The following is a 24,932-nucleotide window of genomic DNA, read 5'->3' as shown; positions in this document are numbered from 1 at the left end:
ATGGCTCTGTTTGTCAGTAAAAACTGGACCATGCGCCATCGGCTGCTGCTGACCATTGGCGCGATACTGGCGGTTTGCCAGCTCATCAGCGTGTTCTGGCTGTGGCATGAAAGCCAGGAACAGATTCAGCTGCTGGTGGCCAGCGCCATCGAAGGTCATAATAATCAGAAGCATATTGAGCATGAGGTTCGTGAAGCGGTAGCCAGTCTGCTGATCCCGAGCCTGCTGATTATCGGCCTGGCGCTCTATATCTCCCTGCTGGCGGTGAAAAAAATCACCAGGCCGCTATCCCGCCTCCAGCAGGAACTTGAAAGCCGTACCCCGGATAACCTGCGGCCTATCGCCCTGCAAGAGTCGGTGCCCGAAGTCACCGCGGTCACTACCGCGATTAATCAGCTGGTCTCCCGCCTTAACTTAACGCTCGATCGCGAGCGCCTGTTTACCGCCGACGTCGCCCATGAGCTGCGCACACCCCTGGCCGGATTGCGTCTGCATCTGGAGCTGCTGGCGAAAGTGCATGGCGTTAGCGTCGCCCCGCTGATCCAGCGCCTCGATCAGATGACCAACAGCATTAATCAACTGCTTCAGCTGGCGCGGGTCGGCCAGTCTTTCTCCGCCGGCAGCTATCAGCAGGTCAGGCTGAAGGAAGATGTGATCGAGCCGCTGCGGAGCGAACTGGAGACGATGCTGGAACAGCGTCAGCAAAAGCTGGTGGTCAGCGACAAAGAGGGTGAAGCGATAGTGTCAGGTGACGCCACGCTGGTGCAGGTAATTTTACGCAATCTGGTAGAAAACGCGCATCGTTACAGCCCGACGGGTTCGACGATTAAAGTGTCGATAGCCCCCGGCCCCACGCCGGTTCTGGCGGTAGAAGATGAAGGTCCGGGCATTGATGAGGCCAAAAGCGGTGAATTGAGCAAAGCGTTCGTCCGCATGGACAGCCGCTACGGTGGTATCGGGCTCGGGTTAAGCATCGTCACCCGCATCGCCCAGCTGCACGACGCCCAGTTCTTTTTACATAACCGTCAGCCCGGGCCCGGCGTTCGCGCGTGGGTGCTTTTTCCCGACACTGTCCGTCAGAACGTCAGCACCCATTGATGAAAAAAGGCAACGACGATAACAAAAGCGCAGGTGACTGCCAGATATTCGCGGAAGGTTAATTTTTGCATGGCGCTATCCTCAGTAGATTGAGGATAGTTTCGCCAAACAATATTAAGCCAACATTAAGCATCAAGGAAAATCGCGACAGAGGGGCAATAAATAGACAAAACGTGTTGCGCCTCGTTTTGGCTCATGCGCTCGCTTTTCTCTCGGGTGGCGGCTAACGCCTTACCCGCCCCACGAAAAACACCGCACGCCCTCCCCCTGAAGCACCGGTAAAGCCCGGGCGATATTTATCTGGCAACTCCGCTACGAAGCGGCGATAAACAGATCGCGCAGCTGATGAAGCTGGTCGCGAATTTGCGCCGCCTCTTCGAACTCCAGATTCTGCGCGTGCTGCATCATCTGCGCTTCCAGCTCGTGGATCTTCTGCTGCAGCGCCTTCGGCGTGAGCGCCACGACATCCGCCTCAACCGGCGAGCGAGACTTGCCGCGCCCCTTAGTTTTCGTTTTGGCAATATTCTGACCGAGCGCCAGAATGTCGACCACTTTCTTATTCAGCCCCTGCGGAACAATACCGTGCTCTTCGTTATAGGCCTGCTGCTTCTCGCGGCGACGTTCGGTTTCACCGATCGCTTTCGCCATTGACGGCGTAATTTTATCGCCATAGAGAATCGCTTTACCGTTGATGTTGCGCGCCGCGCGGCCAATGGTCTGAATCAGCGAGCGTTCAGAGCGCAGGAAGCCTTCTTTATCGGCGTCCAGGATCGCCACCAGCGAGACTTCCGGCATATCCAGACCTTCACGCAGGAGGTTGATCCCTACCAGCACGTCAAACTCGCCGAGGCGCAGATCGCGGATAATCTCCATACGCTCGACGGTATCGATATCCGAATGCAGATAGCGCACCCGCTCGCCGTGCTCTTCCAGATATTCGGTTAAGTCTTCCGCCATCCGTTTGGTCAGCGTGGTGACCAATACGCGCTCGTTGATCGCGGTGCGCAGGCGAATTTCCGACAGCAGGTCGTCGACCTGAGTGGCTACCGGGCGCACTTCGATGACCGGATCCAGTAGCCCGGTCGGGCGGACAACCTGGTCGACGACTTCGTCGCCGGATTTATCCAGCTCATAGGCGCCCGGCGTTGCCGAAACGTAGATCGTTTGCGGCGCCAGGGCCTCAAACTCTTCAAACTTCATCGGACGGTTATCCAGCGCGGACGGCAGACGGAAACCGTACTCCACCAGCGTCTCTTTACGCGCCCGGTCTCCGCGGTACATGCCGCCGATTTGCGGAATCGTGACGTGGGATTCATCAATCACCAGCAGACCATCCGCCGGCAGGTAGTCGAACAGCGTGGGCGGCGGCTCGCCCGGCCCGCGCCCTGACAGATAGCGCGAGTAGTTTTCAATCCCCGAGCAGTAGCCTAGCTCGTTCATCATTTCGAGATCGAACTGGGTACGCTGGCTGAGGCGCTGCTCTTCCAGCAGCTTATTGTTTTCCAGCAGCACCTTACGCCGCTCCGCCAGCTCGGTTTTGATCTCTTCCATCGCCTGGACAATACGTTCGCGCGGAGTGACGTAGTGGGTTTTCGGGTAGACGGTAAAGCGCGGGATCGTCGACTCGATGTGGCCGGTGAGCGGGTCGAACAGCGACAGGCGCTCGACTTCTTCATCGAACAGCTCTACGCGCAGCGCGACGTCGTCAGACTCCGCCGGGAAGATATCGATCACCTCGCCGCGCACGCGGAAGGTACCCCGCTGGAAGGCCTGATCGTTGCGGGTATACTGCAGTTCAGCCAGGCGGCGCAAAATGGCGCGCTGGTCGATGATCATGCCGACCGTCAGGTGCAGCATCATCTTCAGATAGAGGTCCGGATCGCCGAGGCCGTAGATGGCGGAGACCGAGGCAACCACCACCACGTCACGACGCTCCAGCAGCGCTTTGGTTGCCGACAGACGCATCTGTTCAATATGTTCGTTTACCGAAGCATCTTTCTCGATGAAGGTGTCCGAGCTTGGCACATAGGCTTCCGGCTGATAGTAGTCGTAGTACGAGACGAAATACTCCACCGCGTTCTCCGGGAAGAACTCTTTCATCTCGCCGTATAGCTGCGCCGCCAGCGTTTTGTTCGGCGCCAGCACCATCGTCGGGCGCTGCAGGTCGGCAATGACGTTGGCGATGGTAAAAGTTTTACCTGAGCCGGTCACCCCGAGCAGCGTTTGATGCGCCAGGCCATCTTCCAGCCCCTCTTCCAGGCGACGAATGGCTTCCGGCTGGTCGCCGGAGGGACGGAAAGCAGAATGCAGCTTGAACGGTTTACTCATCTATCAGGACCTGAAGAAGGGTTGAACGGCAGGTCTTTAATTCTACTCGCCAGCACAGCTTTTGCCAATAAAAAATACTGGATATAAAAACAGTATCCTATTATCGTATCCGGGCGAATCAGCCCTTTTTGCCGTCAGAATAGACGAATAAATAGCGCTTTTGCGCATAATCCACCACTCTGTGGGGTTATCCCCAGAAAGTATTGACATTTAACATTTGTCAAGCGAGTGGATGAATGTTTTATGGCAGCCGGTGACACTTTTCTTACAGGCATTGCTTTTATTTAAGCATTTGAAATTTAATGAAATTTAATAAAAGACGGGTTTCGCGTCAATTCGCCCGCAGGCCGCGTAGTCTCTAGCTTACCGCAAGTTTTCTAACTCTAACACACAAGGTTATCCACAGGAATAGTGGATAACTGTCTGCAGCCCCTGACCCAAGCCACCCGAACAAAACCGAGCGGACCGGCAAAACCCGCTGCGAAAAAAATTTATTGAATTTTTTTTGCTGTTTATCGGCAAAGATTAGCTGGATTTTTTATTATTTTTTGCACCACATTCCAGCGCGCGGGCACCGGGAAAGTGCAAGCGCCGTCCGCTTTCTGACGCCGCCGCCTGCATTCAACGGCAAAAACCGAGAGTTCTTTTTCCTGGCAAGAGATTTGCAGCATCTTCTCGTCGCCTGATATCTCAGGAAAGGAGAAAACGTCTATGTTGAGTCTACGTGCCGTGAATCACTATTACGGAAGCCAGCACACGCTGTGGAATGTTGACCTTGAACTCTGGCCGGGGAAATGCACCTGCGTGATGGGGCGTCAGGGCATGGGTAAAACCACGCTGGTTAACTGTATTACCGGGCATCTGCCGGTCGCCAGCGGCAGTATGACCTGGCAGGACGCGGGGGCGGCTCCTTATGACCTGATGCCGCTCTCCGCCCAGTCGCGCAGCGCTATCGGCATAGGCTACGTCCCGCAGGATAAACGTATTTTTTCGCAGCTAAGCGTTGAGGAAAATCTGCATATAGCCCTTGCTGCGGGCGGCGAATCCGCATCGGGCATGGCCGGAGAGATTTATGAGCTCTTTCCGGAGCTTTACGCGCTGCGCCAAAGTAAAGGGATTACCCTGACCGCCGACGACCAGTACCAGCTGGCGCTGGCGAGGGCGTTGATAACCCGCCCGCGCCTGCTGATCCTCGACGAACCCTCACGCGGCGGCGGCCCGCGCTTTTTGCACAAGCTCGGGGATTTACTGGTACGGTTGAACCGCGATATTGGCCTGACGGTGCTGATCGCCGAACAACACCTGCCGTTTATCCGTCGGGTGGCGGATCGTTTCTGTCTCCTGCACTGTGGACGCAGCGTGGCCCAGGGCGACGTTATGCAGTTGGATGCGCCGCTGCTGGCAAAATGGATGACGCCGGATCCAGCGCGCTGAGATCGAGATACTGGCCGAGATCCTCGCGCTGCTGCGCATTCGCCAGCCACGGAATTTCTCCAAGCAGCGGCGCGGGCAGTACGCGCTCTAGCGTTGCCAGATATTCAGAGTGACGCTTGCCCGGCGGCTGGATATCGTTAGCGATCCATCCCGCCAGCGGCAGTCCGGCTTGCTGCACCGCCTGAGCGGTCAGCATCGCGTGGTTGATGCACCCCAGCTTGACCCCGACGACGAGAATCACCGGTAGCCGCTCCGCCTGTACCCAATCGGCAAAGGTCAGCGTTTCTGACAGCGGCGTAAACCAGCCCCCCGCCCCTTCCACCAGTACCCAATCAGACCGTTCCTCCAGTTCGCGCAGACCTGCAGAGATCGCGGCGGCGTCAATCGGCCTCCCTTCATCGGCGCTAATGATATGCGGCGAGGTCGGCTCGGCAAAGGTAAAGGGATTAACCTGTTCGTAGCGCAGCACCGCGCGGCTATTGCGCTGCAGGGCCAACGCATCTTCATTGCGCAATCCCTGCGCCGTATGGTCGCTGCCGGAGGCCACCGGTTTATAGCCCGCGCTATGAAATCCCGCGCGGTTAGCCGCCTGCAGCAGCGCGCAGCTGGCGACGGTTTTCCCCACTTCGGTGTCGGTACCGGTAACGAAAAAACGTTTAATCACGTTCGATGACTCCTGTAAAAAGTTGGTACGTCAGCGGACTTTGTCCCTGCTGCTGCGGCCAGGCGAGCTGAAGCTGCCGCAGCTTACCGCGGCTGAGCGGCGCAGGGCTGCGTCCGTGGTGCAGATGGGTAGCGCCGATGCCTTTCAGCGAGCGCATCGCGCTGAGCGCATCGGTAAACGGCAGCGTAATGGCATGGACGCGGCCGGTCGCGCGGCGACCGGCCAGCGCATCACGCACCGCCTGCTCGCTGAGAAAACGGTTGGCGTGCGGCTGCTCATCGATAGCTCGCCAGGCCTGGTTCAGCTCCGGCAAAGAGCCCGCCAGTAGGGTGCTGAACGCCACGCGTCCGCCGGGCCGCACCACCCGGGAAAGTTCGTCAAGGGCGGTGACGAGGTTGTCGCACCACTGCACCGCCAGGTTGCTCCACGCCAGGTCGACGCAGCCGTTCGCCAGCGGCAGCGCTTCGATGTCGCCTTCGACGTAGCAATGCGCGCAGCCGCCGCGGCGGGCTTCAGCCAGCATGTCGACGGAAAGGTCCAGCGCCGTCACCCGACTCCCCGCATCAAGCCAGAAGCGGCTCATGCTACCGGGGCCGCAGCCCGCGTCCAGCACCTCGGGGAAGGTTTTAATATCGAGCTGCGCCAGCAGCAGAGAGGCGCTACGCCGCTGTAATTCGTCATGCCGGGCGTACTGTCCCGCCGCGCGGCCAAACGCCGCCGCTACCGCGCGTTTATTCACCACCGTCATGCAGTACCTCCAGCAGCCGGGCAATATCGGCGGAATCGTGCGCAGCGGTCAACGTCAGGCGCAGGCGGGCGCTACCGACGGGAACCGTCGGCGGGCGGATTGCCGTCGCCCAGCAGCCGCGCTCGCGTAGACAGGCTGCCAGCCGCAGCGCGCGAGCGTTATCGCCGACGATCAGCGGCTGAATCGCGCTGTCAGAATGGGTCAGTTCGCCGGGATAATGGGTCATTTCGCGGCGAAAATCTGCAATATGGCCAGCCAGCTTTTCCCGCCGCTGCCGGCCATCGTCACTACGTATCACCCCCAGCGCGGCGCTGAGCGCCACTGCCTGCGCCGGGGGCATGGCGGTGCTGTAAATGAGATGGCGGGCAAACTGCAGCAGATAATCCGCCAGCGCTTCGCTGCAGAGGACCGCCGCCCCGCTGACGCCAAACGCTTTACCGAAGGTGACGATCAGCAAATCCGGATGAACCTGCTGGCTATAACAGCTGCCGCGCCCCTCTTCGCCGAGCGCGCCGATACCGTGCGCGTCGTCAACCAGCAGAAGCGCCCCGGCCTCCCGCGACGCTTGCTGAACCTCCGCCAGCGGCGCGCTATCGCCGTCCATGCTAAAAATGCCTTCAGTCACCACCAACTGCTGACCGGATAGCGGTTTCGCCAGCAGATCCCGCAGATGTCGGGAGTCATTGTGCTGAAAACGCCGCAGCTGCGCCGGGCCAAGGCTGGCGGCTTCCAGCAACGAGGCGTGGCTGAGACGATCGGCGACAATCCGATCCTCTTTGCCCGCGAGAGCGGCAATCACCGCCTGATTCGCGGCAAAGCCGGAAATAAACAGCAGCGCGCGCGGATAGCCCAGCCAGTCGGCCAGCTGGTCTTCCAGCACGTGGTGCGCCTCGCTGTAGCCGCTGACGTGGCCGGAACCGCCGCTGCCGACGCCGTAGCGCTCCGCGCCCTGCTGCCAGGCCTTGACGATCGTTGGATGCTGACTGAGGCCCAGATAATCGTTGCTGGAAAAATTGAGCCAGCGCTGCCCTTCACGAATAAGCCAGCGTCCTGCGCCCTGGGTCACCGGCAGGCGACGGCGCAACGCATCCGCCGCCTGCCGCTCCGCCAGCGCTTGTTCGATACGGTGCTGCCAGCTCATAGCGCCGCCGCGTTGTAATATTCCTCGGTATCCGGGTTCATCAACGCCTGCTCCAGGCGCTGCTGTTGGGCGTTATCGCCTTCCAGCACCGCGGTCTGCTGCGGGTTGATCCCCAGCTTGCGGAACAGCTGCAGGTCTTTATCCTCTTCCGGGTTTGGCGTGGTCAGCAGCTTGCAGCCGTAGAAAATCGAGTTCGCCCCGGCCATAAAGCACATCGCCTGGGTCTGTTCGTTCATCTGTTCGCGACCGGCGGAAAGGCGCACGTGCGAGGTCGGCATCATGATGCGCGCAATGGCGATAGTACGAATAAAATCAAAGGCATCAACGTCGTCATTATCCGCCAGCGGCGTGCCTTTGACCTTTACCAGCATATTGATCGGCACGCTTTCCGGCGGCGTCGGCAGATTGGCCAGCTGCAGCAGCAGCCCGGCACGGTCTTTGACCGTTTCCCCGAGCCCGACAATACCGCCGGAGCACACTTTAATTCCGGCATCGCGCACTTTGTCGAGGGTATCGAGGCGCTCCTGATAAGTGCGGGTGGTAATAATATTGCCGTAGAACTCCGGCGAGGTATCGAGGTTGTGGTTGTAGTAATCCAGGCCGGCGCCTGCCAGACGCTGCGCCTGGCTCTCGTTCAGCGTGCCAAGCGTCATACATGCCTCCAGCCCCAGCGCTTTCACCCCTTTAACCATCTGCTCAAGATACGGCATATCGCGATCGTTCGGGTTCTTCCATGCCGCGCCCATACAGAAGCGGGTTGAACCGGCTTGTTTCGCCTGCCGCGCCGACTCCAGCACCTGCTCAACCTCCATCAGGCGTTCGGATTCAAGGCCGGTTTTATAGCGCGCGCTTTGCGGGCAGTATTTGCAGTCTTCCGGGCAGGCGCCGGTCTTAATCGACAGCAGCGTGCTGACCTGAACCTGGCGCGGGTCGAAGTGTTGACGGTGGACCTGCTGCGCTTCAAACAGCAGATCCAGAAATGGTTTATTAAATAACTCAGTGACTTGCGACATTGTCCAACGTGGGTGGTGAGCCATTAGCCTCTCCAAAAGTCGTACACGTTCTATTTCACACAGCCTCTTTGTTGGCTGCACTCGCGCACCCCAGTGACATAGTGAACTTTGCTCATGGGGTTTTCTCGTTTGCCGCCTCGATACTGCGCGAAATATTTTGTGTACGATTCATTGTAAGTTCAGTGTAGACTTGTAAACCTAAATGTTTTCAAAATGGTTTACAAGTCGATTATGACAACGGACGATCTCGCTTTCGATCGGCGCCACATCTGGCACCCTTACACTTCAATGACTTCACCGCTGCCGGTCTATCCGGTAGTGGCCGCCCACGGCTGCGAGCTGACCCTCGCCGGCGGCGAGCAGCTGGTTGACGGCATGTCGTCCTGGTGGGCGGCGATTCATGGCTACAATCACCCGCGCCTGAATGCGGCGATGAAAGCGCAGATCGACCAGATGTCGCACGTCATGTTTGGTGGGATAACCCACCCTTCGGCGGTGGCCCTGTGCCGCCAGCTGGTGGCGATGACCCCGGAAAGCCTTGAGTGCGTGTTCCTCGCCGATTCCGGCTCCGTTGCCGTCGAAGTGGCGATGAAAATGGCGCTACAGTACTGGCAGGCGAAGGGCGACCCGCGCCGGCGCTTTCTTACCTTCCGCAACGGCTATCACGGCGATACCTTCGGCGCCATGTCGGTCTGCGATCCGACGAACTCAATGCACAGCCTGTGGCAAGGTTATTTGCCGGATAACCTCTTCGCCCCGGCGCCGCAGAGCCGCTTCGACGGCGACTGGGATGAGCGGGATATGGCGCCGTTCGCCCGACTGATGGCCGCCCATCGTCATGAAATCGCCGCGGTGATCCTCGAGCCGATTGTTCAGGGCGCGGGCGGAATGCGGATGTACCATCCCGAGTGGCTCCGGCGGATCCGCAGAATGTGCGATCGCGAAGGTATCCTGCTGATCGCCGATGAGATTGCCACCGGGTTCGGCCGCACCGGTAAGCTGTTTGCCTGCGAGCACGCGGGGATTACGGCGGATATTCTGTGCCTTGGCAAAGCGCTAACCGGCGGCACCATGGCGCTCTCCGCCACCCTCACCACGCGTCAGGTGGCGGAAACCATCAGCGACGGTGAAGCGGGCTGCTTTATGCACGGACCGACCTTTATGGGCAATCCGCTGGCCTGCGCGGTGGCGACCGAGAGTCTGCGTCTGCTGGAAAGCGGAGAGTGGCAGCAGCAGGTGGCGGGGATCGGAGTGCAGCTCAACGCCGAGCTGGCCCCGGCGCGCGAATCTGAACAGGTTGCCGACGTGCGGGTCTTAGGGGCGATTGGCGTGGTTGAGACGCATCGACCGGTTAATATGGCCGCCCTGCAGCGCTTCTTCGTCGAACAAGGCGTGTGGATACGTCCGTTCGGTCGCCTGATCTATCTGATGCCGCCGTACATCATTACGCCGGAGCAGCTAAGCCGCCTGACGCGGGCGGTTAACATCGCCGTTCAGGATGAAACATTTTTTAGCGAATAAGAGACGGTAAAGGCACGGCACACGCGCTACACTTCTTTGCTAATCAGTGAATTAATGCGAGGAGAGACGATGAAATTAATCAGTCATGATTTGCAGGACGGCGAGAAGCTGCCTAATCGTCATGTCTTCAACGGCATGGGCTACGATGGCGATAATATTTCACCGCACCTGGCGTGGGATGAGGTGCCGGCCGGCACTAAAAGCTTTGTGGTGACCTGTTTCGATCCCGATGCGCCGACCGGTTCCGGCTGGTGGCACTGGCTGGTGGCCAACCTTCCCGCCGATACCCGCGTGTTACCGCAGGGAGCCGGTTCCGGCCAGGCCGAACTGCCCGAAGAGGCCATTCAGACTCGTACCGATTTCGGTCAGACCGGATACGGCGGTGCAGCGCCGCCGAAGGGCGAGACCCATCGTTATATCTTTACCGTCCACGCGCTGGACGTCGAAAAAATTGCGGTCGATGAGGGCGCAAGCGGCGCGATGGTCGGCTTTAACGTCCATTTCCACAGCCTCGGCAGCGCGTCGATTACCGCCCTGTTTAGCTAATCCCCGGATGGCGGCGTAAACGCCTTATCCGGGCTACAGGTGAGTGCGATTGGGTAGCCCGGGTAAGGCGTCAGCCGCAACCCGGGTAAACCAAAACAATCACGACTCCGTCACCGCCTGCACGGCGTTTTTGCGCACCCGCGCAAACCACACCGCCGTCAGCAGGCCGAGCCACACCAGACCAGCGATCAGCGCAATCCGCGTCTCTTCCACCATCCCCAGCACCGCAATAACCAGTCCCATAAACAGTAGCGTCAGCAGCGGCGCAACCGGCCAGAACGGCACCGGAAACGCGATAGCGCTACGCTCCTCAGCGGACAGACCGCGACGCATCGCAAAGTGGGCCAGCAGGATCATTAACCAGACCCATACCGTCGCGAAGGCCGCCAGCGAGGCAATCAGCACAAACACCTGCTCCGGCATCAGATAATTCAGCACCACCGCCGCCAGCAGCGCCACGCCCATGACCACCACCGTCATCCACGGCACCCCGTTGCTGGCGATGCGCTGGAAGCTCTTCGGCGCCAGCCCCTCTTTCGCCATACCGTACATCATGCGCCCCGCGCCAAAAATATCGCTGTTAATCGCCGAAATGCTGGCGCTGATGACGATGATATTCAGAATGGTGGCCGCTGCCGGAATGCCCAGGCCATCGAAGATCAGTACGAAAGGACTACCTCGCTCGCCGAAGCTGTTCCACGGGAAAATCGCCATCAGAATCGCCAGGGTGCAGACATAAAACAGCACGATACGCAGCGGAATCGTATTGATCGCCTGCGGGATCACCTTGTGCGGATTCTTCGCTTCCGCAGCGGTGACGCCGATGATCTCAACGCCGCCAAAGGCAAACATGACGATTCCGAGCGAAGCCACGATCCCCTCCCAGCCGTTAGGGGCAAAGCCGCCGTGACTCCATAGGTTATCCAGCCCGGTTGCCGGGAAGGCGTTACCGAATCCGAAGAAAATAATGCTGCCGCCCGCCACAATCATGGCAATAATCGCCACCACTTTGATTAGCGACAGCCAGAACTCCATCTCGCCGAAAACGCGCACGCTGCACAGGTTCATGGCGCCGATAAAAAAGATAATGCTCAGCACCCAGATCCAGCGCGGAACATCGGGATACCACAGCCCCATGTAGATGCCGAAAGCGGTCACGTCCGCGAGGGCGACGATCACCATCTCAAAGGTGTAGGTCCAGCCGGTAATAAACCCCGCCAGCGGGCCAAGATACTGTCGCGCGTAGCTGCTGAAGGAGCCGGAAACCGGGTTGCGTACCGCCATTTCCCCCAGCGCCCGCATCACGATAAACACCGCCGCGCCGCCAATCAGATAGGCCAGCAGTACCGCCGGGCCTGCGGCCTTGATCGCCGATGCCGAGCCGTAGAACAGCCCGGTGCCGATGGCGGAACCGAGCGCGATAAAACGAATGTGACGGGCATTCAGCCCGCGCAGCAGGTGTGGCTTGTTTTGTTGTTGCATATGCAAGTGTCCTGATAGTTTTTATACGACGACAAATATGCGTGTAGGGTGGCCGGAAGGAAGATATCCTCCCGGCGCAGGTACAGAGAACAGCGATGGTTTAGCGTTGGTCTGAGAGCACGGCAGGCAGCAGCCGCGTAAGATGACGTGCGGCCAGAAGCGCAATGGCGTTTTCGATATCCGGAGCGAAGAAGCGGTCTTCGGTGTAGTGGGTCACCCGCTCGCGCAGCAGGTGGCGCGCCTCTTCCAGCAGCGGACTGCTGGTCAGGCCTTCACGCATATCCAGACCCTGCGCGGCAGCCAGCCACTCTACGGCCAGCACGCCGCGGGTATTTTCCGCCATCGCCCACAGGCGGCGACCGGCGGCTGGCGCCATTGAGACGTGGTCTTCCTGGTTAGCGGAGGTCGGCAGGCTGTCCACGCTGTGCGGATGCGACAGCGCTTTGTTTTCGCTGGCCAGCGCCGCCGCCGTCACCTGGGCGATCATAAAGCCGGAGTTGACGCCGCCGTTTTTCACCAGGAAAGGCGGCAGCTGCGACATATGGCTGTCCATCATCAAGGCGATTCGGCGCTCGGACAGCGAGCCAATTTCGGCAATCGCCAGCGCGATATTATCCGCCGCCATCGCCACCGGTTCGGCGTGGAAGTTGCCGCCGGAGATAACGTCGTTCTCGCTGGCAAATACCAGCGGGTTATCGGAGACCGCGTTGGCTTCAACCAGCAGCACTTCCGCCGCCTGGCGAAGCTGGGTCAGGCAGGCTCCCATCACCTGCGGCTGACAGCGCAGAGAATACGGGTCCTGCACCTTGGTGCAATTATGGTGTGATTGGGAAATTGCGCTGTCATCGGTCAATAGGTGGCGATAGAGCGCCGCGGCGTCAATCTGCCCCCGCTGGCCGCGCGCTTCATGAATACGCGGATCAAATGGACGACGCGATCCAAGCGCCGCCTCGGTGGTTAACGCCCCGCAGACCACTGCGGAAGCAAACAGGTCTTCGGCTTCGAACAGCCCGCGCAGGGCAAACGCCGTCGATGCCTGCGTGCCGTTGAGCAGCGCCAGCCCCTCTTTTGCCGCCAGAGTAATCGGCTCAAGCCCCGCCTGACGCAGCGCTTCCGTCGCCGGTAGCCACTCCCCGCCGCGCACCCGCGCTTTCCCCTCGCCAAGCAGGGTTAAGGACATATGCGCCAGCGGCGCGAGATCGCCGGACGCGCCGACCGATCCCTTCGCCGGGATCCACGGCGTTACCCCGGCGTTGACCAGGCCGATCAGCGCCTGAATCACGCTCAGGCGAATGCCGGAAAAGCCGCGCGACAGGCTATTAATTTTCAGCACCATAATCAGACGCGCGAGATCGTCATCCAGCGGTTCGCCGATCCCCGCCGCATGCGACAATACCAGTGAGCGCTGGAGATTTTCCAGGTCTTCGGTGGAGATACGGGTTTGCGCCAGCAGGCCAAAACCGGTGTTGATACCGTAGGCGGTGCGGCCTTCCGCCAGAATCGCGTTGACGCAGGCAACGCTGTCATCAATCGCCGCGAACGCGCTTTCGTCTAGCGTAATGTTCAGCGGCTGGCTGTAGACGTCGCGCAGCTGCGACAGGCTGAGTTGGCCCGGAATCAGTGTTAAAGCGTTCATTTAGCGTGCCTCTGCGTTGCTGCTACCATCGGAAGATTCAAACCTTGTTCTGTCGCGCACTCAATAGCGATGTCGTAACCCGCATCGGCATGACGCATGACGCCGGTCGCCGGGTCGTTGTGCAGAACGCGGGCGATACGCGCCGCCGCTTCATCGGTACCGTCGCAGACGATAACCATGCCGGAGTGCTGCGAAAAGCCCATCCCTACCCCACCGCCGTGATGCAGCGACACCCAGGTCGCGCCGCTGGCGGTATTCAGTAAAGCGTTGAGCAGCGGCCAGTCGGAAACGGCGTCGGAACCATCGCGCATCGCTTCCGTTTCGCGGTTCGGGCTGGCGACCGAGCCGGAGTCAAGATGGTCGCGGCCGATGACGATCGGCGCGGAGACTTCGCCGCTGCGCACCATTTCGTTAAACGCCAGCCCCAGCTTCTGCCGCCACTCCAGTCCTACCCAGCAGATACGCGCCGGTAGTCCCTGAAAGCTGATACGCTCGCGGGCCATATCCAGCCAGTGATGCAGGTGCTTATCGTCTTTAACGATCTCTTTCACTTTCGCGTCGGTTTTATAGATGTCCTGCGGGTCGCCGGACAGGGCAACCCAGCGGAACGGACCGATGCCGCGGCAGAACAGCGGGCGGATATAGGCGGGAACGAAGCCCGGGAAAGCAAACGCGTCGTCAACGCCCACTTCCTGAGCCATCTGGCGAATGTTATTGCCGTAGTCAAACGTCGGCACGCCCATTTCGTGGAATGCCAGCATCGCCTGCACGTGGTCGGCCATTGAGCGTTTTGCCGCCAGGATAGTGCTCTGCGGGTCAGACTCGGCTTTAGCCTGATACTCTTCCCAGCTCCAGCCTTTCGGCAGATAGCCGTGCAGCGGATCGTGGGCGCTGGTCTGATCGGTCACCATATCCGGACGCACGCCGCGCTTCACCATTTCCGGCACGATTTCCGCCGCATTGCCGCATAGCGCGATAGAGATAGCCCGGCCTTCGGCGGTATATTTTTTAATGCGCGCCAGCGCGTCATCCAGCGACGTCGCCTGTTCATCAACGTAGCGGGTACGCAGGCGGAAATCGATGCGGCTCTGCTGGCATTCGATATTCAGCGAGCAGGCACCCGCTAAAGTCGCGGCCAGCGGCTGCGCGCCTCCCATGCCCCCCAGACCAGCGGTCAGTACCCAGCGGCCCTTCAGGCTACCCTGATAGTGCTGGCGACCAGCCTCAACAAAGGTCTCATAGGTGCCCTGCACGATGCCCTGGCTGCCGATATAGATCCAGCTGCCGGCGGTCATCTGGCCGTACATCGCCAGCCCTTTGGCATCCAGCTCGTTAAAGTGTTCCCAGGTTGCCCAGTGCGGCACCAGGTTGGAGTTAGCGATCAGCACCCGCGGCGAGTTTTCATGGGTTTTGAAGACGCCCACCGGCTTGCCGGACTGCACCAGCAATGTTTCGTCGCTCTCGAGGTTTTTCAGCGCCTTCACGATGGCGTCGTAGCATTCCCAGTTGCGCGCCGCGCGTCCAATACCACCGTACACCACCAGCTCATGCGGGTTTTCGGCGACATCCGGGTCGAGGTTATTCATGAGCATACGCAGCGGGGCTTCGGTCAGCCAGCTCTTCGCATTTAACGTCGTGCCACGCGGTGCACGTACGTCCTGCTGGCGGTATTTGCTTTGCGACATCGGGGGTTCTCCTGACAATTAACGTTGTGTACGTAAATACATATACTTGTCTATACAAGCATGCGCAAGACAGGATTTAACAGAAATGATACATTTTTGTTATATTGCGTCAGCAATCACGTTTTGCCGACGCGCAGAGCGTTCAGGAGCCAAAATGGCCCTGGAGACGGTAGCGGCTGCCGGGGAAAAGCAGGCGCGCGTGGGAGACAATATGGGTGGTGGACCAGGTACGGCGGCGGATCAGCAGACACGGGTCGTGGGCATGAATATGCAGCAGCGCGCACTCCTCCGCCGTAGCCTGCACCGCCTCAACAATGTGCTCTCCCTCGGTTAAGGGGGCGATCAGCGACAGATAGTCGTGGGGAGTGGTGACGGTGTAGTCCTGATGCAGATAGTCCGGCACCACGGCGGCGTTAACGCAGCGGTCCTCAATCTGTACCGGGATCTCATTTTCAAAATGCACCATCAGCGAATGGAAAATGCGCGTTCCGGCGGCTACGTTCAGCGCTGCGGCCTGAATCAGGTCAGCCTGAGTTTCCTCCAGCAGCAGCACCTCGCAGCGGTGCTGATGATGGCGAGAAGCGATTTCTTCAGCGATGCTGCGCACTTCAAACAGCGCCGACTGTCCTTTTGGCTCCGCAACAAACGTTCCCACTCCCTGTAATCGCACCAGCAGGCCTTCATCGGTCAGCTCGCGCAGCGCCCGGTTAATGGTCATACGGCTAAAGCCAAACTGCGCCACCAGCTCCGCCTCCGAGGGGATGCGATCGTGCGGCCGCCAGACGCCGCTGTGGATCTTTTCGCTAATAGCCTGTTTCACCTTTTCATAGAATGGCGCAGGCGCGGAACGAGGTTGCGATGAGAACATGGCCGGGCTTCCTTGTGCTAATGGGCAGCGAAACGTCCAGAATATACTGAATCGCTATTGCCACCAATGGGCGATTTGCCACGCCAGACGCGCTGCCGCGCGGGCTCCCTGGCTATCAATATCGTACTGCGGGTTAAACTCGACCAGATCAACCGCCTGGAGCTTACCGCTGCGGCACAGCGGCTCGACGATGCGCAGCAGCGTCGCCAGCGGAACGCCGAGCGCGGCCGGCGCGGACACTGCGGGCATTTCACACGCGGGCAGCACGTCGAGATCGATAGTCAGATACAGGCGATCGTAGCGGGCAATAAGATGCTCGATTTGCGGGATAACCCGCGCTTCAAAGGCGAAGAGCACCGCTAAATCGTCAATGATCGTCACCTCGCGGCGGGCAGCTTCGTCCAGCAGCGCCCGGGTATTAGCGGCGTAACTCACGCCGATACAGGTGTAGTGAAAAGCGCGCCGCTGCGCTTCACAGGCCAGCGCCAGCTGACGAAACGGCGTACCCGAGCTGGCCCGGTCGGCAATACGTAAGTCCAGATGCGCATCAAGGTTAATAATGCCAACCTCATCTGTGGGAAACGCGTCCAGCACGCCGGCGCCGTGGCCGAAAGCCGTCTCGTGACCGCCGCCCAGCACCAGCGTACGCTTGCCCGCGCGTTGGCAGGCCGTAACCGCTTCGCGCAGCGCCTGCTGCGCCGCTTCCAGCGCGTCGCCCTCTACGCTGACGCTCCCCATATCCACGCAGCGGTCGTGGCCGTCGTGGCTGGCCATATTCGCCAGCGCCCGGCGCAGGATTTCCGGGCCTTTAGCAGCGCCGGTTCGTCCTTTATTACGCCGAACCCCTTCGTCGCAGGCGAATCCCAGCAGAGCAATGTCACCGGGCTGCGCCTGCGGTTCAAAACGTTCGACGCGGGCGATAGTCTGAAACAGACGCAGCGCGTTGGCCGCCTCCGAGCTATCGTCGCGTCCCTGCCAAATCTCGGCGGGCGTCGGTTGCCATAGCTTCATACGATCTCTCCTCGCACCACGCGCTGCCAGAGCGGACTGCGCCCCGGCTCATAAACCATCTCAACCGGATGCGCCGCATCCCAGATAGCAAAATCGGCAACGAAGCCCGCCGCCAGCTGGCCGTGGCTCGCCTGACGGCCCAGCGCCTGCGCCGCATGACGGGTTACGCCTGCCCACGCCTCCTCCGGCGTCAGGCCAAATTTCACGCAAGCCATATTCATCGCCAGATGCAGGCTGGCGAAGGGGCTGGTGCCGGGGTTGTAGTCCGTCGCCACCGCCATCGGAACCTGATGTTCGCGCAGCAGTTCAACCGGCGGCCTGCGGGTTTCGTTAAGGAAATAGAACGCGCCGGGCAGAAGCACCGCCACGGTGCCGCTGCGGCTCATCGCCGCCACGCCCTCTGGGGTCAGGTATTCGATATGGTCGGCAGACAGGCCTTTATAGCGGCTCACTAATTCGGCGCCGCCCAGCGAAGAGAGCTGCTCAACGTGACCTTTTACCGGGATACCTAATGCCTGGGCCGTACTGTAAACCCGTTCAGTCTGCGCGGGGGTAAAGCCGACGTTTTCGCAGAAGGCATCGACGCTTTCGAATAACCCCTCTTCCCACAGCGCCGGGAGAAGAGTCTGGCACACCAGATCGATATAGCCGTCCGGGTCGCCTTGATACTCCGGCGGCGTGGCGTGGGCGGAAAGCAGCGTTGGCGAAATATCCACGGCATGCGTCGCAGCAAGCTGTTGTATCACGCGCAGCATTTTGCGCTCGTTTTCAAGGTCCAGCCCGTAGCCGGATTTAATCTCCAGGGTGGTGACGCCTTCGCGCAGCAGGCGAGCCAGCCGCTGGCGGGCCAGCGCCAGCAGCTCCGCTTCGCTGCTTTCCCGGGTGGCGCGCACGGTCGCGTTAATGCCGCCGCCGTTTGCGCTAATGGTCTGGTAGGAAACGCCGTTGAGGCGCTGCTCCCACTCCTGCGCCCGGCTGCCGCCAAAAACCAGATGCGTATGGCAATCGATCAGCCCCGGCGTAAGCAGCCTGCCGCCGAGGTCGATACTTCGGCCGGCTGGCGCATCGCCTTCGGGCACAATGGCCTCAATACGGCCATCGCGCACCAGCAGCACGTGATCCTCAAGCAGGCCATAAGGCCGGGCGTATCGAGGGTCGAGGGTAGCAAGGCGGACGTTTCGCCAGATTACGCGTTCAGAAAGAGTCTGTGTCATTGCGGTCAACTTGTCATGGGTTGTATAGACATTTATTTTGATTCCACGAGAAATGTCAACTCAGACCGGGGCAAATGTTATTTATTTGTGATCAAAAGCGGCCCGTTTCCGGCGCTGAATATGTAAAGGAAGCAACTTTTTTGCGCTACATCTTCCCGTTTCGCTTAAGTTGGTATAAAACAGCAGGCTTTAAAGGACTTATCCCCTTAATTTATTCTTGCCCGGAGCAACATGAACACATATTCCGTTTCCCGCCTGGCGCTGGCGCTGGCCTTTGGCGTGACGTTGTCCGCCTGTAGTTCGACGCCTGCCGATCAACAGCCCTCAACGCAGACTGCGCCGGGCACGGCCTCTCGTCCTGTTTTAACCGCCGATGAAGCAAAAAACTTTTTACCGGCGAGCTATTTCCAGTCTTTGGATCCTAACGCTGCGGCGTGGAGCCCATCCGCCATCAGCCTGCCGGCGCAGCCGGATTTTGTCGTGGGTCCTGCGGGCGCCCAGGGCGTAACGCATACCACCATTCAGGCCGCGGTGGATGCGGCGATTATCCGCCACTCCAACCGTCGTCAGTTTATCGCCATTATGCCGGGCGAATATGCGGGCACCGTATACGTTCCGGCGGCGCCTGGCGCGCTGACCCTGTACGGCACCGGCGAGAAGCCGATTGACGTCAAAATCAGCACAGCGCTTGATTCAGAAATGGATCCGGTCTCCTGGCGTCACCAGGTCAATCCGGGCGGTAAATATATGCCGGGTAAACCGGCCTGGTATATGTACGACAGCTGCCAGAGCCGACGTGCCGCCACCGTTGGCGTTATGTGTTCCGCGGTATTCTGGTCGCAGAACAACGGCCTGCAGCTGCAGAATCTGACCATCGCCAACAACCTTGGCGACAGCGTTGACGCGGGGACGCATCAGGCGGTGGCGCTGCGTAACGATGGCGATCGGGTACAGATTAACAATGTTAATATCCTTGGCCGCCAGAATACCTTTTTCGTGACCAACAGCGGCGTGCAAAATCGCCTGCAGGATAACCGCCAGACCCGTACGCTGGTCAGCAACAGCTATATAGAAGGCGATGTAGACATCGTTTCCGGTCGCGGAGCGGTCGTGTTTGAGAATACCGACTTCCGCGTAGTCAACTCGCGCACCCAGAAAGAGGCTTACGTTTTCGCCCCTGCCACCCTGAAAAGCGTGACCTACGGCTTCCTGGCGATCAACAGCCGCTTTACGGCGTCCGGCGATAACGTCGCGCAGCTGGGCCGCTCGTTAGACGTTGACGGCAATACCAATGGCCAGGTCGTTATTCGCGACAGCGTCATTAACGAAGGTTTTAACATTGCCAAACCGTGGGCTGATGCGATCGGTTCCAATCGTCCGTTCAGCGGCAATACCGGAACGGCGGATGCCAAAGGCAACCCGCAGCGTAATCTGAACGACGCTAACTTCAATCGCATGTGGGAATACAATAACCGCGGCGTGGGGAGCTTCGTCGTCGCTGAACCGAAACAGTAACGCCTGACTCGAAGGGGGAGCGCCTCCCCCTTTCTCCTCCTCTTTCCAGCTCCCCCTTTCCGTTGCAAATCATTACCTGGCGTCATGACGCTCTTTCTTCAGGGCTGGCGTCAATCCTGTACAAGTTTTTCACATTTTCATTACACAATAAAACATGTAAAATCATACGGTTATATTTATTTGTTAAAAAAACCCACTAAATGTACAAAATTTTTCTGCAAAAATTGTACATCCTGAAAATCGTGACTATAGTTATTACGTAAGTTTTGATTACTCTGCATTACCGAATTCTTATGAATTAAAAATTGCACACCATTTCTCTGAAATGGTGAAAAAACCGTATAGCAAAGATGATGTTATCACTCATCTTTGTTAGTTGATTATGGCTAAAATAACCCGGGATTAACCATGCAGATAAAGAACACCATTCCAGCAGAATTTATATTTAACTCTGCGTTGTTGAAAAACATCGAACATATGGTGCGAATGGAGAACGAGGCCGTGAGCAATGAACGTTTAATCGTTGAGGTTCAGCGCCGTCTGAATGTCGAGAAAAATGAAATACTCGCTGACTTATACACCCAGACGCTGCATATGTTACGCGCGAAAAATCATCACTAAGCGTGATTTGTTAAAGTATTCTTTAATTAACACTTCTGCCTCGGAGGACAAATGAATAACGACAAGCAAGGTCTCTTTTTTAATCATTACGATCTTTGGATTAACAATAACCTTCTTCGTCAAGGATTACAGCTTGTACTAGATTCATTATCACCAGGCTGTTTTCATGGAAAATACGTCTTTTTCACAAGCGATAACTATTATGCGGTGCTCAATCATCATTACGACCGCAAAAGAGTTCGTTTTGTCCTGCTCACCGACGGCAACGATCTGAACTTCCTTAGCGAAATTCCGATGTACAGAATTCCTGCGCGCTCAACGCCCGCTGAGATAAAATCTTTTATTCTTCGCCCGACGTTGTTTGGTAAAAAACCTGACAGTGAAGCTGAAAGTATTGTTTTTACCAACCGCGAAAAAGAAGTGATTCGCCTGATGAACGATGGCGAAGCGATGGTTAATATTGGGAAGTCACTGAATTTACATATTAAAACAATTTACCAAATTCGCCTGACCTTAATTAAAAAACTAGGCTGTTCTGGTCGCACTGATTTTTTTAATATTAGCCGCAGCGAAACATTTAAAGCCTGGACTCAGCAAAATTTCTGATAGTTTACCTGCCAGCGCATGTTGCCATGCTTCAGGAAGACAAGCGGCGGAAAAACATCTCTAAGAATGTTCCGCTGCTAACCCTCTAAGACACTTACTCTCCGTGAAACTCAATGGTAAAGCCCTGACTTTGCCAGTGGCTAAGTAATTCTGCCTGCAAAGGGGTCAGCGCGCGGCCGGTCCAGACAAAAATGTGTTGACCAGGGAACAGTTCCGGGCGAGGAGAGTCGAGCGGTTCCGCCAGCACATTAACGTGCCAGGCGCGCTGGGACAATCGCCATGCTTCCAGCCACAGGCGAGTGCGATCTTCATTACCCCATCCTACTAACAGCGTCTCTTTACCCACCTTCTTACGCGATTCCGCAAGGATGGACGCCACGCAATCTATCAAAATGCCATCCAGCATACTGATGATAGCCAGGGAAGTATTCTGGTCGAGATTAAGCTTGCTGCGCACGGGGACAAACAGCCGGTCAATAAGTTTATCTACGGGATATTCATGGCTGAGGGACATGATGCGGGTGCGTAATTTTGAGGGCTGGACACCTCGCAGAAGCGTCATCATCTCTTCCTGGAGCAGGACGGCTGCGTCTTGCGTTTCAGGCTGATGGCCTTCCAGAAGCGCCTTAACTTTGCCAACGGAGACGCCGCGATCGATCCAGCGTTTGATTTCCTCAATCCGCTGAACGTCCTCCTCGTCAAACTGGCGGTGTCCACCCTCGCTTCTCTGCGGCTTCAGCAGACCGTATCTACGCTGCCATGCACGCAAAGTAACAGGGTTGATTCCGCAACGTTCGGCAACTTCACCGATGCTGTAATATGCCATTAGCGCCCTCTAACCTGATAATACTTTACCGACTAAATTAACTAATTTAGACGAGTTGTACAATTAACTTTTCTTGTACAGCTAAAATTAACAGGTCGGACGCCAATGTACACAGCAAAAAACAAGGCTTATTTTGCCGTTATACACGGCTTTTTAAGCGAAACGCTGCGCTGAGCAGCGTTCAAAAAATTAAAGAAGCTCGCAGGCTATTTTTTTCTCCGGCCAGGCTACCGGCGGAATGCCCCCGAAGCACGGGCTGGCAAATAAATTTCCCTGGAAATGCGTAATCCCCGCTGATTCCAGCCACATCCACTCTTCCGCCCGCTCAACCCCCACCGCTGAAATGGCAATTTCCAGGGAATTACAACATTTAATAATCGCCTGAACGATTGCCTGTTTCGGGCCGTGCTTATGGATATCTTTGACCAGCTGGCGATTAATCTTAATGCGGTCCGGCTGAAACTGCGCCAGCAGCACTAGCCCGGCAAACCCGGCGCCAAAGTGATCGATAGCCACGCGAATTCCCGCAGATTTTAGCTTTCGTACTGAATCGGTAAATTCATCAACGCGAGAAATCGCTTCGCTCTCGGTGAATTCCACAATAATTTGCTCGGGAATCAAACCACTGGCTTCAATTTCAGCCAACAGAAATTCGACAGCGTTGGGAACATTGACCAGCGTCATGGGTAACAGATTAATCGACAAGGTGCGTCCACGAAGATGCAAACGTCCCGCCATGGCGAAGGCGATGCGCTTACTGTGCAGATCCGTCCAGTAGATTTCCTCTCGCGAAAGTCCGTCAAAATAGACCGCTGGCGATTCACCGGAGTTGGTGCGCAGCAGCGCTTCATAGGAGACGACCTCTTTGGCAAACGGATCGATCACCGGCTGAAAAGCAAAGCTGCACTCGGCCTGCTCGAGCGGGGTTTCAGGATACCAGGCCTCGTCTTCTATCACAAAGTCCCAGCTTTCGGCCGCAGGAATTTCGTAATAGTTCTCCTTTTCCGTGGCTTCGACGAAGGTACGGAAAAAGTGGAGAGCTCTGTCGTCATAGATAAGCTGATATTTTGAGGTTCCTTTGTCCAGCACGGCCTGCAGAACTTCATCGCGGTCAAACTCTCGTAAATCAAAGAGTTCCATACCGATTTTGCCAAAGCGACGGGTCGGCCCATGATCTCTGAGGAGCTCAACGAGGTTATGGTGCCGCGGGTCTTCGCAGATATGGCGATAAATTTCCTCAACCTTCTCTTCAGGTCCTTCTAATAGTTGAAAAAAATGGGTGCCGTTAAAAAGCAAAATACCCGACACGTCTTCCTGACCATTTTTTACATTTGCTGCAGCAACCATGCTTTCGAGCGATTTAATTGACACGTTGTCGCAGATATGACTGCGATAAATGATGGTAGTGAGCATGAAATTTCCGACAGAAGAGATGAATGCTAATGAGATATTACAGTAGCAGGTCTACCCACATAAGTCCTGTAAAACAGCGCGCGGCCTTAACAAATAAATCACATTAACATCCTCTTTTCGCTGACATTCTTACCATCCTGCGCACCTGTACAAGCCGTACATCTCTATTCGCTGTTTACCTTAAGATTTGTACAATTTTAAAAGCATATAAATCAATATGTTATAAAAAATATTAAGAAAATTAACATATTTTTTCCATTTTCTATGTACAAGTTGGCAAGCATTGTATAACTTTAATCGCAACTTTACTGATAATTGAACTGACAGGAGCACATATGCAGCAGAACGGTTACATTCCTGACACGGCTAACGCTATTGCCCATTACTTCAATAAAGCTTCGTTGCCTTCTCAGCAGGAAACGTTGGGACAGATTGTTATGGATATCCTGAATGAAGGACGGAACCTGAATCGTAAATCCCTGTGTACGAAACTGCTGAGTCGCCTTGAAGTGGCTTCAAAACCTGAAGAAGAAAACCATTATCAAACGTTGATTGGTCTCTTGTTTGAGCATCAGGGGTAAAAGTAGCTTCAGTTATCTGGTGATTTAAGTCGTTACTGAATGAGGAAATATAGGGGATGGGCCAGTATCTGAAACGGATTACCGGCTTGCTACTAAATTCCCAGTCAAGGAGATGACAATGATCAGAGATACCGTTATGAATCACAATGATTATGATCCATTAACCGATGTATTGATTGGAGAGGCTGTCCTCTCGCTACTCAAAAGCAAGGGGCCTATTAGTAAACAAGCACTGATCGGTAAACTCCAGGCCATGCAGGCCGGAGAACAAGATAAAAAGCGGCGGAATGCAATTGGGCGTATTATCGATGAAATCAGTAATATGGTAGCTCGCCGTGGAAACAACAAAACTGTGGGTACTTCAGGCGCTAAACACAATTGGGATAAGCCGAATTCATTATTAGGCTCCCCTCAGCAGCCAGGTACTAATAAAATACACTGACCTCTAACGGTCGAATGTTTAACTCACAACGTAGAGAATATGATGAGACAGACTATGCATCAGCAACCGGATATTTACGCAGGCCTGAACGATACCGCACTCTCTGAATATTTCCGCAATGCAGGCGACAGGCTGATCGATGAATCAGCGGTGATGTCACTGGCTATCAGTAGCATCCTGGAGTCTGAGGGGCATCTCAACAATAAAGCGATTATTCTGTGGTTAATTACGGCGCTGGAGACTACCAGCGATATCGTAACCGCCGACGTTATCCGCAAAACGCTGGAAATCGTCGTAAGCTACACCATGGATGATATCTGATTTTTTAACCGGCAGTCATTCACAGGGATGTCACCTATCGCTAAGCGAATGGTTGTTTCATTATATAGCTGTGGATACATCTACAATCCATACGCAATATTATTATTCTTAACACTCGCCTCCGGTGAGCAGATGACTCATCTGCTCAGAGGCGTGTGTTAATTATAAATAAGATTTAATTTATTTTTGCTCGCCCTCGCCAGAAATAAACGTGATAG

23 protein-coding genes are annotated in these 24,932 nt (G+C 56.8%); 10 read left to right on the top strand and 13 right to left on the bottom strand.

All coding sequences use genetic code 11. From position 1 onward, the window contains the following. The gene (pmrB, locus tag ABLV11_RS21750) at positions 1 to 1,098 is read left to right on the top strand and encodes a two-component system sensor histidine kinase PmrB (protein ID WP_004100423.1); all 1,098 of its coding nucleotides are present in this window, start codon (positions 1 to 3) and stop codon (positions 1,096 to 1,098) included. 312 nt (positions 1,099 to 1,410) lie between these two features. Here pmrB and uvrB read toward each other — a convergent pair whose 3' ends face one another. Beyond that, positions 1,411 to 3,426, bottom strand: a complete 2,016-nt coding sequence (gene uvrB, locus ABLV11_RS21745) for an excinuclease ABC subunit UvrB (RefSeq protein WP_004111544.1) — start codon at positions 3,424 to 3,426, stop codon at positions 1,411 to 1,413. Between the two features lie 711 nt (positions 3,427 to 4,137). Between uvrB and ABLV11_RS21740 the strand changes: the two genes are divergently transcribed. Further along, positions 4,138 to 4,860, top strand: a complete 723-nt coding sequence (locus ABLV11_RS21740) for an ATP-binding cassette domain-containing protein (protein ID WP_004100417.1) — start codon at positions 4,138 to 4,140, stop codon at positions 4,858 to 4,860. Here ABLV11_RS21740 and bioD read toward each other — a convergent pair. Genes bioD through bioB form a run of 4 tightly spaced genes read right to left on the bottom strand, consistent with a single transcriptional unit; the run spans position 4,802 to position 8,450 of the window. Continuing rightward, positions 4,802 to 5,524, bottom strand: coding sequence for a dethiobiotin synthase (gene bioD / locus ABLV11_RS21735; protein ID WP_004100415.1), 723 nt, complete (start codon positions 5,522 to 5,524; stop codon positions 4,802 to 4,804). The two genes, ABLV11_RS21740 and bioD, sit on opposite strands and share 59 nt — an antisense overlap. Next, entirely contained in the window at positions 5,517 to 6,272 is a 756-nt protein-coding gene (bioC, locus tag ABLV11_RS21730) for a malonyl-ACP O-methyltransferase BioC (RefSeq protein WP_126488822.1), read from the bottom strand. Before bioC ends, bioD begins: the two co-directional genes overlap by 8 nt. Then, the gene (gene bioF / locus ABLV11_RS21725; protein WP_064382976.1) at positions 6,256 to 7,413 is read right to left on the bottom strand and encodes an 8-amino-7-oxononanoate synthase; all 1,158 of its coding nucleotides are present in this window, start codon (positions 7,411 to 7,413) and stop codon (positions 6,256 to 6,258) included. Before bioF ends, bioC begins: the two co-directional genes overlap by 17 nt. Beyond that, complete coding sequence (gene bioB / locus ABLV11_RS21720) at positions 7,410 to 8,450, bottom strand: biotin synthase BioB (protein WP_004111537.1); 1,041 nt, start codon at positions 8,448 to 8,450, stop codon at positions 7,410 to 7,412. The genes bioF and bioB overlap by 4 nt, the downstream gene beginning before the upstream one ends. A gap of 207 nt (positions 8,451 to 8,657) precedes the next feature. On the opposite strand from bioB, the gene bioA reads away from it, so the two are divergent. Then, positions 8,658 to 9,947, top strand: coding sequence for an adenosylmethionine--8-amino-7-oxononanoate transaminase (bioA, locus tag ABLV11_RS21715; RefSeq protein ID WP_348855776.1), 1,290 nt, complete (start codon positions 8,658 to 8,660; stop codon positions 9,945 to 9,947). Between the two features lie 69 nt (positions 9,948 to 10,016). Next, on the top strand, positions 10,017 to 10,493 hold the full coding sequence (locus ABLV11_RS21710) for a kinase inhibitor (protein WP_016808907.1): 477 nt from the start codon (positions 10,017 to 10,019) through the stop codon (positions 10,491 to 10,493). Positions 10,494 to 10,592: 99 nt separating this feature from the next. On the opposite strand, the gene ABLV11_RS21705 is transcribed toward ABLV11_RS21710, so the two are convergent. The 6 genes from ABLV11_RS21705 to hutI form a co-directional block, all read right to left on the bottom strand. Then, the gene (locus tag ABLV11_RS21705) at positions 10,593 to 11,975 is read right to left on the bottom strand and encodes an amino acid permease (RefSeq protein WP_004100403.1); all 1,383 of its coding nucleotides are present in this window, start codon (positions 11,973 to 11,975) and stop codon (positions 10,593 to 10,595) included. Positions 11,976 to 12,075: 100 nt separating this feature from the next. Continuing rightward, on the bottom strand, positions 12,076 to 13,611 hold the full coding sequence (gene hutH / locus ABLV11_RS21700; RefSeq protein WP_024273935.1) for a histidine ammonia-lyase: 1,536 nt from the start codon (positions 13,609 to 13,611) through the stop codon (positions 12,076 to 12,078). Further along, complete coding sequence (hutU, locus tag ABLV11_RS21695; protein WP_126488820.1) at positions 13,608 to 15,296, bottom strand: urocanate hydratase; 1,689 nt, start codon at positions 15,294 to 15,296, stop codon at positions 13,608 to 13,610. Before hutU ends, hutH begins: the two co-directional genes overlap by 4 nt. Positions 15,297 to 15,438: 142 nt before the next feature. Further along, the gene (locus ABLV11_RS21690; RefSeq protein ID WP_004100400.1) at positions 15,439 to 16,164 is read right to left on the bottom strand and encodes a histidine utilization repressor; all 726 of its coding nucleotides are present in this window, start codon (positions 16,162 to 16,164) and stop codon (positions 15,439 to 15,441) included. Between the two features lie 54 nt (positions 16,165 to 16,218). After that, positions 16,219 to 17,175, bottom strand: coding sequence for a formimidoylglutamase (gene hutG, locus ABLV11_RS21685; RefSeq protein ID WP_126488819.1), 957 nt, complete (start codon positions 17,173 to 17,175; stop codon positions 16,219 to 16,221). After that, positions 17,172 to 18,443 carry an imidazolonepropionase gene (gene hutI / locus ABLV11_RS21680; RefSeq protein WP_224250516.1) on the bottom strand — a complete coding sequence of 424 codons (1,272 nt, stop codon included), beginning with the start codon at positions 18,441 to 18,443 and terminating at the stop codon, positions 17,172 to 17,174. Before hutI ends, hutG begins: the two co-directional genes overlap by 4 nt. 177 nt (positions 18,444 to 18,620) lie before the next feature. Between hutI and ABLV11_RS21675 the strand changes: the two genes are divergently transcribed. The 3 genes from ABLV11_RS21675 to ABLV11_RS21665 all read left to right on the top strand — a co-directional run bounded on the left by ABLV11_RS21675 (position 18,621) and on the right by ABLV11_RS21665 (position 21,131). After that, on the top strand, positions 18,621 to 19,904 hold the full coding sequence (locus tag ABLV11_RS21675) for a putative acyl-CoA thioester hydrolase (protein ID WP_049128390.1): 1,284 nt from the start codon (positions 18,621 to 18,623) through the stop codon (positions 19,902 to 19,904). A gap of 408 nt (positions 19,905 to 20,312) precedes the next feature. Beyond that, positions 20,313 to 20,525, top strand: a complete 213-nt coding sequence (locus tag ABLV11_RS21670; protein ID WP_004100392.1) for a hypothetical protein — start codon at positions 20,313 to 20,315, stop codon at positions 20,523 to 20,525. 51 nt (positions 20,526 to 20,576) lie between these two features. Further along, entirely contained in the window at positions 20,577 to 21,131 is a 555-nt protein-coding gene (locus ABLV11_RS21665; protein WP_004100391.1) for a LuxR C-terminal-related transcriptional regulator, read from the top strand. 94 nt (positions 21,132 to 21,225) lie between these two features. Here ABLV11_RS21665 and ABLV11_RS21660 read toward each other — a convergent pair whose 3' ends face one another. Next, positions 21,226 to 21,957: a MerR family transcriptional regulator gene (locus tag ABLV11_RS21660; RefSeq protein ID WP_004100389.1), complete on the bottom strand. Its 732-nt coding sequence runs from the start codon at positions 21,955 to 21,957 to the stop codon at positions 21,226 to 21,228. 189 nt (positions 21,958 to 22,146) lie between these two features. Next, complete coding sequence (locus ABLV11_RS21655) at positions 22,147 to 23,370, bottom strand: diguanylate phosphodiesterase (protein WP_004100387.1); 1,224 nt, start codon at positions 23,368 to 23,370, stop codon at positions 22,147 to 22,149. Positions 23,371 to 23,705: 335 nt separating this feature from the next. On the opposite strand from ABLV11_RS21655, the gene ycgZ reads away from it, so the two are divergent. The 3 genes from ycgZ (at position 23,706) to ABLV11_RS21640 (ending at position 24,714) form a co-directional block, all read left to right on the top strand. Then, positions 23,706 to 23,951, top strand: a complete 246-nt coding sequence (gene ycgZ / locus ABLV11_RS21650) for a regulatory protein YcgZ (RefSeq protein ID WP_126488817.1) — start codon at positions 23,706 to 23,708, stop codon at positions 23,949 to 23,951. 118 nt (positions 23,952 to 24,069) lie between these two features. Further along, positions 24,070 to 24,393 carry a hypothetical protein gene (locus ABLV11_RS21645; protein ID WP_004111510.1) on the top strand — a complete coding sequence of 108 codons (324 nt, stop codon included), beginning with the start codon at positions 24,070 to 24,072 and terminating at the stop codon, positions 24,391 to 24,393. 54 nt (positions 24,394 to 24,447) lie between these two features. Next, positions 24,448 to 24,714, top strand: coding sequence for a biofilm development regulator YmgB/AriR family protein (locus ABLV11_RS21640; protein ID WP_126489698.1), 267 nt, complete (start codon positions 24,448 to 24,450; stop codon positions 24,712 to 24,714). Positions 24,715 to 24,932: the final 218 nt, after the last annotated feature.

It is taken from the genome of Klebsiella sp. GW_Kp181 (assembly GCF_040062315.1).
GTDB classification, from domain to species: domain Bacteria; phylum Pseudomonadota; class Gammaproteobacteria; order Enterobacterales; family Enterobacteriaceae; genus Klebsiella; species Klebsiella oxytoca.
The sequence above is the reverse complement of the archived record's forward strand: the minus strand, read 5'-3'. Positions and strand labels throughout refer to the sequence as shown.